Raw genomic sequence first — 16879 nt, 5'->3', positions numbered from 1 at the left:
GCGGCCGTCTCCGGCCCGCCGCGACCCCGCGCCACCCGGGCGGCCGAGGGCGCCACGGCATCCGACCGGGCGAAGCAGGGGCGAGAGCCCGACCGGGGCGCGGCGGGCGGCCGGAAGCCGGACGGGTAGGCTGACCGGATCGTGCCTGGTCGTAGAGGTGGCCGGGCCGGAGGAACGGGGCGGGCCGGCGGCCCGCCGGTGGAGACCCCTGATGACTCGTCGTTTTGACTGCTCGGACCCGTCCGAGCGCGCAGCCGGGCTGCGCGAGGCCGTGGCGGCGGTGCGCCGCGGCGAACTCGTCGTCCTGCCCACGGACACCGTGTACGGCGTGGGCGCGGACGCCTTCGCGCCGCGGGCGGTCGACCGCCTGCTGAAGGCCAAGGGCCGGGGACGGAACATGCCCTCGCCGGTGCTGGTCGGCTCCCCGGAAGCGCTGGACGGGCTGGTCGAGGTGACGGAGCGCGCCAGGGGGCTGGTCAAGGCGTTCTGGCCGGGCGGCCTGACCGTGGTCGCCCGCCACCTGGAGTCGGTGGAGCTGGACCTCGGCGAGACCGGCGGGACGGTCGCGGTGCGGATGCCCGCGCACCCGGTCGCCATCGAACTGCTCGGCGCCACCGGGCCGTTGGCCGTCTCCAGCGCGAACCTGACCGGGCACGACTCGCCGCAGGACTGCGACGCCGCCCAGGGCATGCTCGGCGACTCGGTGGCCGTCTACCTCGACGGGGGCCCGACCGCCGCCGCCGTGCCGTCCTCGATCGTGGACATCACCGGCGAGGTGCCCGTCCTGCTGCGGGCCGGCGCGATCGGCGCCGACCGGCTGCGCGAGGTGGTCCCGGACCTGCGGGAGCGCTGAGCCGGCCGAGGAGCGCCCTTCGGCCCGCCGTCCGGGACGGCGCCACCCCGGGCCGGAGGGCCGTACCGCGTGGCGCCCCGGCGGCCGGGGCGGCCGCCGCTAGGGTCGGCGATGGCGTGCGAGGGCGGGCCCTCCGCTGGTCGGGAGGGAGTCGGCGCCGCGACCGGGGGCGTCACCGGCTCCGTTGCGGAGGTTCCATGAGCGCTTCGTCCACCGCGCCGCCCCGGGAGCGGGACCGCGCCCGGGCCAGGGTCCGGCAGGGCAGCACACTGCTGCGCTGGCTGTTCACCACGGACCACAAGGTCATCGGGAACCTGTACCTGGCGACGGCCTTCGGCTTCTTCCTGGTCGGGGGCGTGCTCGCGCTGCTGATGCGGGCCCAGCTGCTCGGGCCGGACACCGGGCTGATGTCCAACGAGCGCTACAACCAGCTGTTCACCATGCACGGCACGATCATGCTGCTGCTGTTCGCCACCCCGACCTTCGCCGGCTTCGCCAACGCGATCATGCCCTTGCAGATCGGCGCGCCCGACGTGGCGTTCCCCCGGCTGAACGCCTTCACCTACTGGGCCTTCCTGCTGGGCGGGCTGATGGTGCTGAGCGGTTTCCTCACCACCCAGGGCGCGCCCTCGTTCGGCTGGTTCGCCTACGCGCCGCTGAACGGGCCGCTGTTCTCGCCCGGGGCCGGCGGGGACCTGTGGGCGCTCGGCCTGGTGGTGGCCGGCCTCGGCACCATCCTGGGCTCGGTCAACTTCGTCACCACCATCACCTGCCTGCGGGCGCCAGGGATGACGCTCTTCCGGATGCCGATCTTCACCTGGAACGTGCTGTTCACCTCGGTCATGGTGCTGCTGGCCTTCCCGGTGCTGACGGCGGCGCTGCTCTGCCTGGAGGCGGACCGCAAGTTCGGCGCGCACGCCTTCGACGCGGCGAACGGCGGGGCGCTGCTCTGGCAGCACCTGTTCTGGTTCTTCGGCCACCCGGAGGTGTACATCGTCGCGGTGCCGTTCTTCGGCATCATCAGCGAGATCATCCCGGTGTTCAGCCGCAAGCCGCTGTTCGGCTACTTCGGGATGATCGGTGCGACCGTCTCCATCACCGCGCTGTCCATGTCGGTGTGGGCGCACCACATGTTCGCCACCGGCCAGGTGCTGCTGCCGTTCTTCTCGATGATGTCCTTCCTGATCGCGGTGCCCACCGGGGTGAAGTTCTTCAACTGGATCGGGACGATGTGGAACGGCTCGCTGTCCTTCGAGACCCCGATGCTGTGGTCGATCGGCTTCCTGGTGACCTTCCTGTTCGGCGGGCTGAGCGGGGTGCTGCTGGCGGCGCCGCCGATCGACTTCCACGTCACGGACAGCTACTTCGTGGTGGCCCACCTGCACTACGTGCTGTTCGGCACGGTGGTGTTCGCCACCTTCGGGGGCTTCTACTTCTGGTGGCCGAAGCTGACCGGCAAGCTGCTCGACGAGAAGCTGGGGAAGGTGCACTTCTGGATCCTGTTCGTCGGCTTCCAGACCACCTTCCTGGTGATGCACTGGCTGGGCGCCCAGGGCATGCCGCGCCGCTACGCGAGCTACCTGGACGTGGACGGCTTCACGGCACTGAACGTGTGCGCCTCGGTCGGTTCGTTCCTGCTCGGGGTCTCCAACCTGCCGTTCTTCTACAACGTCTGGACCACCACCCGGCACGGCGCCCGGGTCACCGAGGACGACCCGTGGGGCTGGGGCCGGTCGCTGGAGTGGGCCACCTCCAGCCCCCCGCCGCCGCACAACTTCCGTACGCTGCCGAGGATCCGCTCCGAGTCCCCGGCCTTCGACCTGCACCACCCGGAGGTCTCCGCGGAGGAGCCGACGGGCGTCACCGCCGCAGTGCCGCGCGGCCGCGGCGGCGAGCGGGGGAGCGGGCGGTGAAGGCGGAGGGGTGGCTGTTCGCCGTCATGACGGCGTTCTTCGCGGTGACCGGGCTGGTCTACGGGTTCTGGGCCCGGGAGCCGGCCGGCAAGGCGATCCTGACGGTGGCGTTCCTGATGTCCGGCCTGATCGCGCTGTTCTGGTTCGTCCAGCACCAGCGCGGCGGCGGCGGCCGGGCGCAGGACCGCAAGGAGGCCGAGATCGCCGAGGCCGCGGGGCCGAGGGGGTTCTTCCCGGCCCGCAGCGGCTACCCGGTGCTGACGGCGGCCGGCCTGACGGTCTTCGCCCTGGGCCTGGTCTTCGCCCGGTGGCTGATCGTCCTCGGCGCGCTGGTGCTCGCGCTCGCCGTCGGCGGCTTCATCTTCCAGTACCGCGACCACGGCGAGGGCTGAGGCGGCGCAGCAGCCGCCGCAGCGGCCCGCCCGTGGCGGGGGCGGGCGGGCGGAAGGCCGGGGGAGCGGGGTGGGCCGGGGCGCTGAGGACCTTCGCGATCAGCTCCGACTCCCCTTCTCCGGCCGGGAGTTCGACCCGGTCGCGGTGGAACCAGCTGCTCGCCGCGGCGCGTACCCGCTCGTGTCGCGGAGCCCCCCGCGGGGCGGCGAGCGGCTCCGGCACGGCGCGGGCCAGCAGCACGTACCGCTCGGCCGCGGGCACCGGGCGGTGGTGGCCGGTGAAGCCGCCGTCGATGGACTGGTCGATCCGGCCGGTCTCGTCGCCGTTCAGCAGCCGGTCCCGGTCGCGGGCCTGGAGGGCCAGGCAGAGCCGCCGGGTGAGCACGAAGACCACCGGCGGCAGCAGGATCAGCGCCACCCGCAGCGCCACGGTGAGCGCGTTGACGGAGAGCCCGAAGGCGTAGGCGATCACGTCGTTGCCGCCGGCGATCAGCAGCACGGCGTAGCACGTGATCCCGGCGGTGCCGAGCGCGGTGCGGGTGGGCTTGTTGCGCGGCCGGTCGCACAGGTGGTGCTCGCCGGTGCCGGGGTCGAGCCACCGTTCGACGAAGGGGTAGGCGTACAGCGCCGCGAACAGCAGGCCGGGCACCACCAGGGCGGGCAGCAGCACGTTCCACGACACGGTGTGCCCGAACACCCTGGTCTCCGCGGCGGGCATCAGCCGCAGCGCCCCCTCGATGAAGCCGATGTACCAGTCCGGCTGCGCGCCCGTCGCGACGACGTCGGGGCGGTAGGACCCGTACCGCCAGATCGGGTTGATCTCGGCGAGGAAGGCCGACAGCGCCATGACGCCGCCCACCGTGAACAGCAGACCGGTCGTGCGGGTGAGGAACTGGGGGAAGAACGGCATCCCCACCACGTTGCGGTTGGTGCGCCCGGGAGCGGCCCAGTGGGTGTGCTTCAGCACCACCACCAGGGTCAGATGGGCCCCGATCAGGGCGAGCAGCAGGCCGGGGACCAGCAGGACGTGCACGGTGAACAGCCGGGGCACGATCTCGTTCCCCGGGAACTCGCCGCCGAAGGCGAACAGCGTGAGGTACGAGCCGACCAGCGGCACCGAGAGCAGCACGCCCTCGGCGATCCGCAGGCCGGTGCCGGAGAGGGTGTCGTCGGGCAGCGAGTAGCCGGAGAAGCCCTCCAGCAGCGCGAGGTTGAACAGCGTCACCCCGATCACCCAGTTGAGCTCGCGCGGGCGGCGGAACGCCCCGGTGAAGAACACCCGCAGCAGGTGCACGCAGATCGCCGATGTGAACAACAGCGCCGACCAGTGGTGAATCTGACGAACCATCAGTCCACCGCGTACGTCGAAGCTGATCCGCAGCGTGGACTCGTAGGCCTCGGACAGCGGCACCCCGCGCAGCGGCAGGTAGGAGCCCTGGTAGACGACCTCGCCCATGCTCGGCCGGAAGAAGAGCGTCAGGTAGACACCGGTCACCAGCAGGACGACGAAGGAGTACAGCGCGAGTTCGCCGAGCAGGAACGACCAGTGGTCGGGGAACACCTTGCGCAGCAGTTCCCGGCCGGACTCCATGACCGGCAGCCGCCCGTCCAGGCGGGTCGCGACGCGCTCGCCGGCGGACGGCCGGCGCCCGTTCGAAGCCCTGGTTTCGTCCATGGCGGGCAACCTAGTGGCCCTCGTCGCGCGCGGGGCGGTCGAGCGCTGCGGTGGCGTCGGCGGGCGGCGGCAGAGCACTCCAACGGGGGAACGGGCGCGGCCGTCCGGCCCCGTACCGGCCGGTCCGGTGCCGGACTCTCCGGTGCGGCCCGGCGCCCGCCGGGTTGCCCGGTAGCCGAAGCGGGACACCCACCGCAATGGCGACCTCCGACAAGTGCCCGCCGGATCTTCCGTGACGCGGTGGCAAAAGCGGCGGCCACCGGCGCGGATAGGCTCCGGACGACCGGCATCTTGATCACGGTCTCCGGAGCGGAAGAGGGCACCACCGAGTGAGCATCCAGCAGATCACCCCCAAGCAGCGGGGCTACCTGATCGTCAACTCCCACCCGGCCGGGAGCGGGGCCACGGCCGACCGCCTGTGGCAGCGCGTCGGGCCCGAGGCCCCGGCCGGCCGCGCCCCGGTCGCCCTGGTCCTCGGAGCCAGCGCCGGATACGGCCTGGCGCTCCTGCTCGCCGGGCTGCGCCGCCAGGGCATCCGAGGCGTCGGCGTCGCCTACGAGACGCCCGCCACCGAGCGGCGCACCGCCACCGCCGGCTGGTACCGCACGGCGGCCGTCGCCGACCTGGTCGAGCGGGACGGGGGCGACTTCACCTTCGTCAACGCCGACGCGTACGCGGACGCCACCCGCACCGAGGTCATCGGGCTCCTCACCGAGCGCTACGGCCCGGTCGACTACCTCGTCTACTCCCTGGCCTCGCCCCGGCGCACCGACCCGGCCACCGGCGAGGTCCACCACTCGGTGATCAAGCCGCTCGGCTCCCCGTACACCTCGCCGTCCCTGCTCTTCGACGACGGGGCCCCGCAGATCGGCACCGTCGAGCTCACCCCGGCCGACGAGGCCGAGCAGGCGGCGACCGTGAAGGTCATGGGCGGCGAGGACTGGCAGCTGTGGGTGCGGGCGCTGGCCGACAGCGACCTGCTCGGCCCCGGCTTCACGACCGTGGCCCTGTCCTACGTCGGCTCCGAGATCACCGCGCCGGTCTACCGGCAGGGCACCATCGGCTCCGCCAAGGAGCACCTGGAGGCGAGCGCGGGCGAGTTGCAGACCGGGCTGCTGGCCGGCCGCGGCCGGGCGTTCACCGTCGTCGCCGGCGCGGCCGTCACCCAGGCGTCCACCGCGATCCCCTCCATCGCCCTCTACACCTCGCTGCTGCGCAACGTCCTCGGCGAGGACGGCTGGCGCACCACCGACGACCAGGCCGTCGACCTGTGGGAGCAGCTGACCGGGGCGAAGGAGCTCACCCTGGACGAGCGGGGCCGCATCCGGCTGGACGGCTGGGAGCTGGACCCCGGCGTCCAGGACCGGGTACGGGAGCTGTGGGCCGACCCGGCGGCCGCACTGGCCGCCGACCCGGCAGGGGCCGCCTGGTTCTACAACCAGTTCCGGCAGCTGTACGGCTGGGACGTCCCCGGCGTCGACTACACCACCGGGGTCGAGACCGCGGTGGCCTGGCCCGGCGGGCAGCGGTAGCCCGGGCTCCGGCGGCACCCCCGGGCCCGGGGCCGGGTCACGGGGCGCCGGGTTCGTCGAGGAGCAGTTCCAGGAGGGGAAGGGCGCTCTCCAGCGCGCGGCACTGCTCGGGGCTGAGCCGGGTGCTGCGGCGGGCCAGCAGGGCGGTGCGCTCACGGCGGATCCGGGCGAGGGTCTCCAGACCGAGCGGGGTGGGCGCGAGCAGCTGGGAGCGTCCGTCCTGCGGGTCGGGGGTCTTGGCGACCAGGCCTCCGGTGACCAGCGGGGCGACCGTGCGGACCAGGGACGGCACCGCCACGCCCTCGCGGGCGGCGAGTTCACCGAGCCGCAGCGGGCCGTGCTGCTCCACCCTGGCCAGGGCGGAGAGCTGGGCGGCGGTGAGGTCCTGGTCCCCGGAGGCGCGGACCAGCTGGCGGTTGAGCCGGCCGATCGCCAGGCGGAGCCTGACCACGGCCTCGGCGGAGAGCCCGCCGCCGTCGGCGCTCACGGCCCGGGCTCCTCGGGGCGCGGCCGGATGGTCGGGGGCTCGGCCGGTCGCTTGTCCGGTCGTTCGGCGGGCGGGCGGGTGGGTTGCTGTCCGGCGGCCTCCCGCTCGCCGGCCCTCGGCTCGTCGGCGGGCGGTACGGCCACCGGGGTGCCGGCGCGTGCAGCGGCCGCGCGCGGGGCGGCGCGCCCCGGCCGCTCGCTGACCAGCGAGGCGGCCGCCGCGACCAGGGACATCGCGATCGCCAGCCAGAACACCACCACCAGCCCGTCGTGGAAGGGCCCGGAGATCAGCTGCGGGAAGAACTCCCGGCCGGTCAGGACCCGGACGTTGTCCGCCGGCAGCCGGTCGAGCACCTGCGGGCCGAGCAGCTGCTGGATCGGGTTGTAGCCGAGGAAGGCGGCGAACAGGGTGCCGACCGGCGGCAGCGAGGCGATGGCGTGGGCGTCGGCGGCGGGCACGCCCTGGGCGGTGAGCCCGGCGGTGAGGGTGTGCGGCAGCGAGCCGGCCAGCCCGGCCACCATCAGGGAGAAGAAGACGCCGATCGACAGCACCATGCCGGCGTTCTGGAAGGTCGCCCGCATGCCGGAGGCGGCGCCGCGCGCGGCGGCCGGCACGCTCGACATGATCAGCGAGGTGTTGGGGGCGGCGAACAGGCCGCCGCCCAGGCCGTTGAGGAAGACCAGGACGGCGAACCACGGGTAGCCGAAGTCGGTGGGCAGCAGGAGCAGCCCGGCGAAGGAGAACGCCATCACCACCAGCCCGCCGGCGGCGAAGAGCCGGGCCCCGGCGCGGTCCGAGAGGTAGCCGGCGACCGGTCCGGCGGCCAGGAACCCGACGGTCAGCGGGACGAGGTAGATGCCGGCCCACAGCGGGGTGTCGGCGTAGTCGTAGCCGTGCAGCGGCAGCCAGATGCCCTGGAGCCAGATGATCAGCATGAACTGGAGTCCGCCGCGGGCGATCGAGCCCAGCAGGGTGGCCGCGTTGCCCCCCGCGAAGACCGGGTCGCGGAAGAGCGAGAGCGGGAACATCGGCTCGGCGGTGCGGGACTCGACCAGGCAGAAGACAGCCAGCAGCGCCACTCCGCCGAACAGCCCGGCCAGCACCCACGGGCTGGTCCAGCCCATGGTGTGGCCGCCGTACGGCTGGATGCCGTAGGTGATCGCGGCCAGCAGGGCGGTCAGGCCGACGCCGAAGGTGAGGTTGCCCCACCAGTCGATCCGGGCGGGCTTGCGCACCCCGGTGTCGCGCAGCGACCGGTAGGCCCAGACCGTGCCGAGCAGCCCGATCGGCACGTTGACCCAGAAGATCGACCGCCAGTTCCACTCGGCGAGCAGCCCGCCCAGGACCAGCCCGATGAACGATCCGGCGATGCCCGCGACGACGTTGACGCCCAGGGCCGTGCCGCGCCGGCTGGCCGGGAAGGCGTCGGTGATGATCGCCGCCGAGTTGGCCATCAGCATCGAGCCGCCGACCGCCTGCACCACCCGCCAGCCGATCAGCCACAGCGCTCCAGGACCGCCGTGCAGCGGGTCGAGGGAGAGGGCCACCGAGGTGAGGGTGAAGATCAGGAAGCCGGCGTTGTAGATCCGGACCCGGCCGTGGATGTCGCCCAGCCTGCCGAGCGTGACCACCAGCACGGCGGTGACCAGCATGTAGCCCATCAGCATCCACAGCAGGTAGCTGACGTTGCCGGGCCGGAGCGGGTCCAGGCCGATGCCGTTGAAGATCGCGGGCAGCGAGATCAGGACGATCGAGGCGTTGATGGTGGCGATCAGGGTGCCGAGCGTGGTGTTGGACAGCGCCACCCACTTGTACCGGGGGTGGTCCGCGTCCACAGCGGTACGGGCCGGGCGCGGCCGCCCGGTCCTGCCGCCGCCGGAGAGTCGTGTCGCCACCGCTGCCTCCTGCGGGCCGGCCGGGCCTGGGCCGGCGGGTCGGAGTGGGATTTCGATAGCTTCCGTCACCTAACGATAGGGCGGGAGCCGGTCGGCCGGTAGGGCGCCGAAGGGGTGGGGGAGGTGCGGGGGAGTGCGGGGGCGCGGCCGGTCAGTGCCGGGGGGCCGGTCCGCCCGCCGCCTCGCCCGGTTGGCGGGCGGGAGCGGCGGGCGGTCGGTGAGCGGTGTGCGGGACCGGCCCGGTCCTCAGGCCGCCTCGGGCGGCCACGGGCCGTGCGCGGCCACATGGGCGCGCAGCCCGCGCAGGGCCCGGGCGGCGGCGATCCCCACCGCGCCGGTGACCAGGCCGTCCCGGACGCAGACGGCGGCGAAGCGGTGCTCGTCGAGGCTGCCGTCGACGACCTCGAACCGCTCGGCGCCGCCGGGCCGGCCGAACACCTGGACCCGCAGCCCGTACTGGTCGGTCCACAGGTACGGGACCGGCTGGTAGGCCTGCCGGGCGCCGTCCGGTCCTGCCAGCAGGTTCCGGGCGGCGTGCGTCGCCTGCTCGGTGGCGTTGGTGCGCTGTTCGAGGCGGCGCCGGCGGCCGGTGCGCGGGTCGGGCCAGGAGGCGGCGTCGCCGGCCGCCCAGACGCCGGGGCCGGCGGCGCAGTAGGCGTCGCAGACCACGCCGTCGTCCAGCGGGACGCCGCTGCCGGCCAGCCACTCGGTGGCGGGCTCGGACCCGACAGCCATCAGCACGGCGTCGGCCGTCAGTTCGCCGCCGTCGGCCAGCCGGACGCCGGCGGCCCGGCCGCGCCGTTCGAGCAGCGCCGCGGCCACGCCCCGGTGGATCCGCACCCCGTGCTCGCGGTGCAGGCCGGCCAGCAGCGCGGCGGTCTCGGTGCCCAGCACGGCGGCCAGCGGTGTGGCGGTGGAGGCCAGCCAGGTCACCTCGGCGCCGAGTCCGACGGCGGTGGCCGCCGCCTCGGCGCCGAGCAGTCCGCCGCCGACCACCAACAGCCGTACGCCCGCCCGCAGTTCCTCGCGCAGGGCGAGGGCGTCGGTGAGGGTGCGCAGCACGTGGGCCCCGGCCAGCGGTGCGTCGGCGCCGGGGAGCCGGCGCGGGCGGACCCCGGTGGCCACGATGACGGCGTCGCAGCGCACCCGGTGGCCGTCGGACAGCCGCACGGTCCGCTCCCCGCGGTCCAGGTGCTCGGCCGTGACCCCCAGGCGCAGGTCGAGCCGGAGTTCGTCCAGTGCCCGGGGGGCGCGCAGCGCGAGGCGGTCGGGCTGCCACTCCCCGCCGAGCAGGTGCTTGGACAGCGGCGGCCGGTCGTACGGCGGCTCCTGCTCGGCCCCGATCAGGGTGAGCCGGCCGTCGTAGCCGGACCGGCGCAGCGCCTCGGCGGCGTGCAGCCCGGCCGCGCCCGCGCCGACCACGGCCACGTCCCGCACAGCGGTCACACCTGCTCCAGCAGGATGGCGGCGGCCGGGCAGACCGCGGCGGCGTCCCGGACGGCCTGGTGGAGGCCGGCGGGCGGTTCGGCGTCGAGCAGGACGACGATGCCGTCCTCGTCGCGCTGGTCGAAGACGTCGGGGGCGGCGAGCACGCAGCTCCCGGCGCCGCAGCACTTCTCCTGGTCGATCCGGACGAGCATGGTCTTCCCTTCGGGACGGCCCCGGTCGGATCGAACTCCGTTGCGGGGATGGTGGTTTGGTGTGGCCGGCGCGGCTCCGGGGAGCACGGTCACCAGGCGACGGGCAGCTCGTGGACGCCGTAGACGAGCATCTCGCCGCGGAAGCGGACCTCCTCGAACGGCACGGTCAGGCGCAGTCCGGGCAGCCGGCGCAGGATGGTGGTCAGCGCGATCTGCAACTCCAGCCGGGCCAGCGGCTGTCCGAGGCACTGGTGGACGCCGAAGCCGAAGGCCAGGTGGCGGCGGGCGTCGCGGGTCAGGTCGAGCTCGTCGCCCCCGGGGAACTTCTGCTCGTCCCGGTTGGCGGCGCTGACCATGCAGATCACGCCGTCGCCCGCCGAGACGCGCACGCCGCCCAGGTCGACGTCCTCGGTGGCGACCCTGGTCAGGCCGGAGTGCACGATGCTCAGGTAGCGCAGCAGCTCCTCGACCGCTCCGGGAACGGACTCGGGGTGCGCGCGCAGGTGGTCGAGCTGCTCGGGGTTGCGCAGCAGGGCGAGCACGGAGAGCGCGGTCATGTTCGCGGTGGTCTCGTGCCCGGCGACCAGCAGCAGCCGGCCCATGCCGCCGATCTCCTCGGTGCTCAGCTCGCCGCGCTCGACCAGGCGGCTGAGGATGCCGTCGTCGGGCCGGGTGCGCTTGGACTCGGTGAGCTCGACCAGGTAGTCGACCAGCTTGGTCTGGGCCGCGGCGACGTCCTCGACGGCGGAGGAGCGGCGCAGCAGGACGCGGCTGCAGTCCTGGAAGAAGTCGTGGTCCTCGTAGGGGACGCCGAGCAGCAGGCAGATCACCAGGGACGGCAGCGGCAGGGCGAACTCGCGGACCAGGTCGGCGCCGGAGCGTCCGGCGGTCATCTTGTCCAGCAGGTCGTCGGCGATCCGCTGGATCTCGGGGCGCAGCGCCTCGACCTTCTTGATCATGAACTCGCCGGTCAGCATCCGGCGGAAGTGGGCGTGGTCGGGGTCGTCCATCCGGATGATGGTGGGCCGGCCGGTGTTCAGCTGCCGGGCGCCCGCGCTGGGGAACGGGAAGCCGGGCCGGGTGGAGTCGGAGCTGAACCGGGCGTCGGAGAGGACCGCCTTGACGTCCTCGTGGCGGGTGACCAGCCAGCTGGTGGAGCCGTCCCACAGGCTGACGCGGCTGACCGGCTCCTCCTGCCGGGCCTCCTGGTAGGCGGCCGGCGGGTCGAACGGGCAGGTGTCGCGGGCGGCGGGGTGGGTGAAGCGTGGGGTCTTCTCGGCGGTGGCCATCGGTGAATCCCCTTCTCGGAGTTGAACCGGGCGTATTTACGTGCCCAAAGCAACTAACTGACCGTCACGCTAGCTCGCGTTCCGTGGTGACGGAAGGGCGTTCCGGGCGTCGGCCGAATCTGTCCGAAATCCGGTCGCGGCTCCCCGTCGGGGCCGCCGTCCGAACCGGATCGCTACAGTTCCTCCATGTCGGACGCCGAAGAAGCCGAAGAACCCGATGACGACCGCACCGCCGCCCCCGAACTGGACGGCCTGGAGGCCGTCCTGGCAGCGCTGGCCTACCTGCTGACGCGTTCGCAGGAGCACGAGCGCCGCACCGCCAGAGCCGGCATCACGGCCGCACGCTCGGACGTCTACCTGCTGCGCGCGCTCGCCGAGGGCGCTGGCGCCAGCCGGGTGAGCGACCTGGCCGACCGGCTGATGGTCAAGCCCTCCCACGTCACCCGGCAGATCGACCGCCTCCAGGGCCAGCAACTGGTGGAACGCACCCAGGACGCGCTGGACCGGCGGGCCCGCCGGGTGGCCATCACCCCCGACGGACGGGACCTGCTCGACCGCCTGAAACAGGCCAACATCGCCGGGCTCTCCAGTGCGCTGGACGGCGTCCCCGAGCACGACGTCGCCGCCACCGTCAGCGTGCTGCGCCACCTGATCGACCGTTACGTGCACCGGGTGCGCACCACCATGCGCGCCGAGGACGCCCCGCTGCCGGACGCGGCGGACGGGCCCGCCCGCCCCCCGAAGGCGGTGGCCGGGCTCGGCGCCGGCGCGCACGAGGGCGGTTGAGCCCGGGGAGCACCCGGGTACGTCACCCGGCATGTCGGACGAGAAGAACCGCGCCGTGGCCGAGGCGATCCTCCCGCTGGTCGGTGGCGCCGCCAACATCCGCTCGGTCGCCCACTGCATGACCCGGCTGCGGCTGGGCCTGGCGGACCGCGCCCTGGCCGACACCGAGGCGCTCCGCGCGCTGCCGGCCGTCCTGGGCACGGTCGAGGACGACACCTACCAGATCGTCCTCGGCCCCGCCGCCGTCGCCGGGGTCACCGGGCAGCTGCGCCGGCTCCTGGACACTGCCGGGGCAGGGGCAGGGGCAGGGGCCGGGGTCGGGGGAGAGCCCGGGGCCGGCGCACGGGCCGAACCGGGGGCCGCCCCCACCGCCGGGGACCTCGCCGGGCGCGGCGAACGGATCCGGGCGCGGGCCCGGGCGCGCAACGCGACCCCGGTGAAACTGGCGCTGCGCCGGATCGCCGACATCTTCGTCCCGCTGATCCCCGCGCTGATCGGCTGCGGGATCGTCGCCGGCCTCTCCGGCGCCCTCGCCAACCTCGGCTGGGCCCCGGCGCTGGTCACCGCGCTGGGGCCGGTCTCCTCCGGATTCATGTCCCTGATCGCCGTGTTCGTCGGCTACAACACGGCGAAGGAGTTCGGCGGCACACCCGTCCTGGGCGGGGCCGTGGCCAGTGTGATCGTCTACGCGGGGGTCGCCAAGGTGGAGGCCTTCGGCCACCACCTCACGCCCGGGCAGGGCGGCGTGGTCGGCGCGCTCGGCGCCGCGCTGCTGGCCGTCCGGCTGGAGCGCTGGACCCGCCGGCTGGTGCCCGCCGCCCTGGACGTTCTGGTCACCCCCACGGTCACCGTGCTGCTCGGCGGGCTCGCCGCGCTGTTCGGCCTGATGTTCGTCGCCGGGGAGATCTCCACCGGCATCGGCCACGCCGCCACCTGGCTGCTCGACCACGGCGGCCTGCTCGCCGGACTCGTGCTCGGGGGCCTCTTCCTGCCACTGGTCATGCTCGGCCTGCACCAGGCCCTGATCCCGATCCACACCACCCTGATCCAGCAGCAGGGCTCCACCGTGCTGCTGCCGATCCTCGCCATGGCCGGCGCCGGGCAGGTCGGCTGCGCCGTGGCCGTCTACCTGAGGCTGCGCCACAACGCCTCCATCCGGGCCACCATCAGGTCCGCCCTCCCGGCGGGACTGCTCGGCGTCGGCGAGCCGCTCGTCTACGGCGTCACCCTGCCGCTGGGGCGCCCCTTCGTCACGGCCTGCGTCGGCGGCGCGGCCGGCGGCGCCTTCGTCGGGGCGGCCGGGCAGCTCGGCGGCGCCGTCGGCTCCACCGCCATCGGCCCCTCGGGCTGGGCGCTCTTCCCGCTGCTGGCGGGATCGCACGGACTCCTCGCGAGCGCCGCGGTCTACGGCGGCGGACTGCTGACGGGCTACCTCGCGGGCTTCCTGGCCACCTGGTTCTTCGGCTTCACCCGCGAGACCCTCGCCGAGTACGCGGCAGCCGCCGCCGACGCGGCCGCGGAGGGGAGCCCGGAACAGCGGCGGGCCGCCGCCGAGGGGATCGGCGACGGCCCGGGCTGATCGGGGCCGGTCGGGGGCGGGGCGGGTCAGGTCGCCAGGAAGCGCTCCCGGTGCACCTGCTCCGGCGGCACCCCGCCCCGTGCGGCGGCGCGCAGGACGGCGTCGACCAGCGGCGGCGGTCCGCAGACGTACAGGTCCGGTGTGCCGCCGCCGAGGCCGGGCAGGGCGGCGGCCAGCAGGTCCGGGAGGTCCTGGAGGTCCGAAGTGGGGGAATCCTTGCCGCAGTTGCCGATCGGACCGGCGCAGCCGGGGGTGGCGCCGGTGCGGTCGGTCTGTTCGCACTGGAAGCAGAACATGCGGGTCCTCCGGGGACTCGTGGTGTCGTTCGGACGAGGCGGCGGTACGGGCCCCGACGAGTCCAGGATGGGAACGCCACTGACGGGACATCAGGGCCGGAGGGCCCCAATCCGGGGCCGGCAGACCCAGCCGGCGGCCGCGTCCGCCGTCGGCCGGTGCGTCCGATCGGGTGCACCTGGCGCGGCGTTCAGGCGAAACCGCCCGCGTGTCACCGCTGCCCGGCGCTCAGGCTGCGCACACTCCGAGGGCTGTGCCGCATTCATATGATGAAAGGACTGAGGTGAAGCCCAGTCAGAATCCGGCGACCGCCGTCACCTGGAGACGCCGACTCGGCAGGGCGGTGGGTTCCGCCCTGGCCCTGGCGCTCGTCCCCTTCGGCATGTCGCTCATCGCACCGACGGCCGCCTCCGCGGCCGGCCTCCCGGGAGGCCTCGGGCCCTGCCTGGGCGCGGACTGCCCGGCGACCTTCCCGCCGATCAACAACGGCCCCTTCGCCGGCCGCGACGAGGGCGTGAACATCTTCGTCGGCGGCGACTTCCTCGCCAGGGAGTCGGCCGCCGAGGCCGAGGGGCACGTGGTGACCCTCGGCAACTTCGACGTGAACAAGGCCGCCGGCGGCAGCTCCGTGTACAACATCGGCATCGTCGGGGTCGGCTCACGGGTCCCCCCGCCGGACGGGGCCGACTTCCTCACCGCCGGCGGCAACGTCACCGTGGCCCCGGGGCAGACGCTCCTGGCCGAGGGCGGCGTCGTCCGCTACGCGGGCACGGCCACCGGCACCATCACCGGCACGACCGTCCAGGACCCGCAGGCCGTGGCCGCCTACACGCCGCTGCGCGGGCAGCTGCAGACGGCGAGCGAGTGCTACGCCGGGGTCGGCACACCCCGTCCTCCCACCGGAACCGCCGTCAACCTGGGGTTCGAGACCCTGTTCACCGGCGACGGCACCTCCACCCTCCAGGTCTTCGACGTCGACTTCGACCTGGTGGGGAACGGCGGCGGCGCCCAGGGCATCACGTTCGCGGGCATCCCCGCGAACGCGACGGTGCTCGTCAACCTCACGGGCGGCGCCCGCACCATCAACACCTTCAGCGGCAGCCTGGTGGACACCGACCCCCTGAACCAGCTGCGCGAGCGCCTGCTGTGGAACTTCCCGACCGCGACGACCGTCACCCTGAAGGGATCCGGGCAGTTCCAGGGCAGCGTGCTGGTCGGCAACCCGGCCAGCAACGCGACGATGAGCCTGCCCGGCCTGAACGGACGGTTCTTCACCACCGGCTCGCTGCTCCAGAACTCCGGCGGCGGCATGACCGGCACCGAGTTCCACGCCTACCCCTTCAACGGCGACCTCCCGGAGTGCGGCGCTCCGGCCCCCACCGCCTCGACCAGTGTGACGAAGGTCGACTTCGTGAGCTCGCTGCCGTTGCCGGGGGCGACGTTCCAGCTGTGGCACGAGACCAACGGGGTCGCGGGCTTGCAGACCTCGGGTGCGACCCCGGACACCGCGGTGGGCGCGCCGTGTGTGACCCCGGCGTCGGGTGTCTGCTCGGCGAGCGACCTGCCGCTGGGGACGTACTACTGGGAGGAGACAGCGGCTCCGCCCGGGTACGACCTGCCGCAGCCCGCGGTGACGACGGTGGTCCTCGACACCGCGGGGCAGACCGTCCCGGTCACGGTCCGGGACACGCTGACGGCCCTTCCGACCGGGTCCACCTCCGTGACGAAGGTTGACTCCGCGACCTCGCTGCCGTTGGCGGGGGCGACGTTCCAGCTGTGGGAGGAGACCAACGGCGTTCCCGGGTTGCAGGCCACGGGTGCGACCCCGGACACCGCGGTGGGCGCGCCGTGCGTGACCCCGGCGTCGGGTGTCTGCTCGGCGAGCGACCTGCCGCTGGGGACGTACTACTGGCAGGAGACCGTGGCGCCGCCCGGGTACGACCTGCCCGCGAACAACGTGACCCAGGTCGTGCTGGCCACGGACGGGCAGACCGTCCCGGTGACGGTCGGCGACACCGCGACCGTCGCGCCGACCGCCTCGACCAGTGTGACGAAGGTGGACTCCGTCACGTCGCTGCCGTTGGCGGGGGCGACGTTCCAGCTGTGGCACGAGACCAACGGGGTCGCTGGGCTTCAGACCTCGGGTGCGAACCCGGACACTGCCGTCGGGTCTCCGTGTGTGACGCCGGTGTCGGGTGTCTGTTCGGCGAATGAGCTGCCGTTGGGCACGTACTACTGGCAGGAGACGGCGGCTCCGCCCGGGTACGACCTGCCGGCGAACACCGTGACCCAGGTCGTGCTCGCCCTGGACGGGCAGAACGTCGCGGTCACCGTCGCCGACACCAGGACCGTCGCGCCGACCGCGTCCACCACCGTCCACAAGGTCGACTCCGCGACGGGGCTGGCGCTGGCGGGCGGGACCTTCCAGCTGTGGCACGAGACCAACGGGGTCACGGGCCTTCAGACCATCGGGATCAACCCGGACACCACCGTGGGGGCCCCGTGTGTGACCCCGGCGTCGGGTGTGTGTTCGGCGGCGGACCT

At 73.9% G+C, this 16879-nt stretch carries 14 protein-coding genes; 7 read left to right on the top strand and 7 right to left on the bottom strand.

Annotation, left to right across the window (positions count from 1 at the left end):
* Positions 1-211: 211 nt before the first annotated feature.
* The 3 genes from ACZ7C5_RS19100 (at position 212) to ctaF (ending at position 3158) form a co-directional block, all read left to right on the top strand.
* Positions 212-853: an L-threonylcarbamoyladenylate synthase gene (locus ACZ7C5_RS19100; RefSeq protein WP_470323042.1), complete on the top strand. Its 642-nt coding sequence runs from the start codon at positions 212-214 to the stop codon at positions 851-853.
* Positions 854-1050: 197 nt separating this feature from the next.
* Positions 1051-2766: an aa3-type cytochrome oxidase subunit I gene (gene ctaD / locus ACZ7C5_RS19095; RefSeq protein ID WP_401086340.1), complete on the top strand. Its 1716-nt coding sequence runs from the start codon at positions 1051-1053 to the stop codon at positions 2764-2766.
* Positions 2763-3158 carry an aa3-type cytochrome oxidase subunit IV gene (gene ctaF, locus ACZ7C5_RS19090; RefSeq protein WP_470323041.1) on the top strand — a complete coding sequence of 132 codons (396 nt, stop codon included), beginning with the start codon at positions 2763-2765 and terminating at the stop codon, positions 3156-3158. The genes ctaD and ctaF overlap by 4 nt, the downstream gene beginning before the upstream one ends.
* On the opposite strand, the gene qcrB is transcribed toward ctaF, so the two are convergent.
* Positions 3124-4833: a cytochrome bc1 complex cytochrome b subunit gene (gene qcrB, locus ACZ7C5_RS19085; protein WP_401086335.1), complete on the bottom strand. Its 1710-nt coding sequence runs from the start codon at positions 4831-4833 to the stop codon at positions 3124-3126. The genes ctaF and qcrB overlap by 35 nt on opposite strands.
* 329 nt (positions 4834-5162) lie before the next feature.
* Between qcrB and ACZ7C5_RS19080 the strand changes: the two genes are divergently transcribed.
* Entirely contained in the window at positions 5163-6365 is a 1203-nt protein-coding gene (locus ACZ7C5_RS19080; RefSeq protein WP_401086332.1) for an enoyl-[acyl-carrier-protein] reductase FabV, read from the top strand.
* Positions 6366-6402: 37 nt separating this feature from the next.
* Here the strand turns inward: ACZ7C5_RS19080 and ACZ7C5_RS19075 are convergent, their stop codons facing one another.
* From ACZ7C5_RS19075 to ACZ7C5_RS19055, 5 genes are all read right to left on the bottom strand, one after another.
* On the bottom strand, positions 6403-6852 hold the full coding sequence (locus ACZ7C5_RS19075; RefSeq protein WP_401086329.1) for a MarR family winged helix-turn-helix transcriptional regulator: 450 nt from the start codon (positions 6850-6852) through the stop codon (positions 6403-6405).
* Positions 6849-8747, bottom strand: coding sequence for an MFS transporter (locus ACZ7C5_RS19070; RefSeq protein WP_401086326.1), 1899 nt, complete (start codon positions 8745-8747; stop codon positions 6849-6851). Before ACZ7C5_RS19070 ends, ACZ7C5_RS19075 begins: the two co-directional genes overlap by 4 nt.
* Before the next feature lie 246 nt (positions 8748-8993).
* Positions 8994-10193 carry an NAD(P)/FAD-dependent oxidoreductase gene (locus tag ACZ7C5_RS19065; RefSeq protein ID WP_470323040.1) on the bottom strand — a complete coding sequence of 400 codons (1200 nt, stop codon included), beginning with the start codon at positions 10191-10193 and terminating at the stop codon, positions 8994-8996.
* A complete protein-coding gene (locus ACZ7C5_RS19060) occupies positions 10190-10387 on the bottom strand; it encodes a ferredoxin (RefSeq protein ID WP_401086320.1) in 198 nt (65 codons plus the stop codon). The genes ACZ7C5_RS19065 and ACZ7C5_RS19060 overlap by 4 nt, the downstream gene beginning before the upstream one ends.
* A gap of 89 nt (positions 10388-10476) precedes the next feature.
* Positions 10477-11676: a cytochrome P450 gene (locus tag ACZ7C5_RS19055; protein WP_470323039.1), complete on the bottom strand. Its 1200-nt coding sequence runs from the start codon at positions 11674-11676 to the stop codon at positions 10477-10479.
* Positions 11677-11862: 186 nt separating this feature from the next.
* Here ACZ7C5_RS19055 and ACZ7C5_RS19050 point away from each other — a divergent pair, with 186 nt between their 5' ends.
* Both ACZ7C5_RS19050 and ACZ7C5_RS19045 read left to right on the top strand, forming a co-directional pair.
* The gene (locus tag ACZ7C5_RS19050; RefSeq protein ID WP_470323038.1) at positions 11863-12462 is read left to right on the top strand and encodes a MarR family winged helix-turn-helix transcriptional regulator; all 600 of its coding nucleotides are present in this window, start codon (positions 11863-11865) and stop codon (positions 12460-12462) included.
* Between the two features lie 31 nt (positions 12463-12493).
* A complete protein-coding gene (locus ACZ7C5_RS19045) occupies positions 12494-14041 on the top strand; it encodes a PTS transporter subunit EIIC (protein ID WP_470323037.1) in 1548 nt (515 codons plus the stop codon).
* A 26-nt stretch (positions 14042-14067) separates the two neighbouring features.
* On the opposite strand, the gene ACZ7C5_RS19040 is transcribed toward ACZ7C5_RS19045, so the two are convergent.
* Positions 14068-14337, bottom strand: a complete 270-nt coding sequence (locus tag ACZ7C5_RS19040) for a ferredoxin reductase domain-containing protein (RefSeq protein WP_401086307.1) — start codon at positions 14335-14337, stop codon at positions 14068-14070.
* Between the two features lie 281 nt (positions 14338-14618).
* Between ACZ7C5_RS19040 and ACZ7C5_RS19035 the strand changes: the two genes are divergently transcribed.
* Positions 14619-16879, top strand: a 2261-nt coding sequence (locus tag ACZ7C5_RS19035) for a choice-of-anchor A family protein (RefSeq protein WP_470323036.1), incomplete at its 3' end; no start/stop codon positions are given.

Source organism: Kitasatospora sp. NPDC036993, from assembly GCF_055607525.1.
Note: the sequence above shows the minus strand (reverse complement) of the source record. Positions and strands in the feature narration are given on the sequence as shown.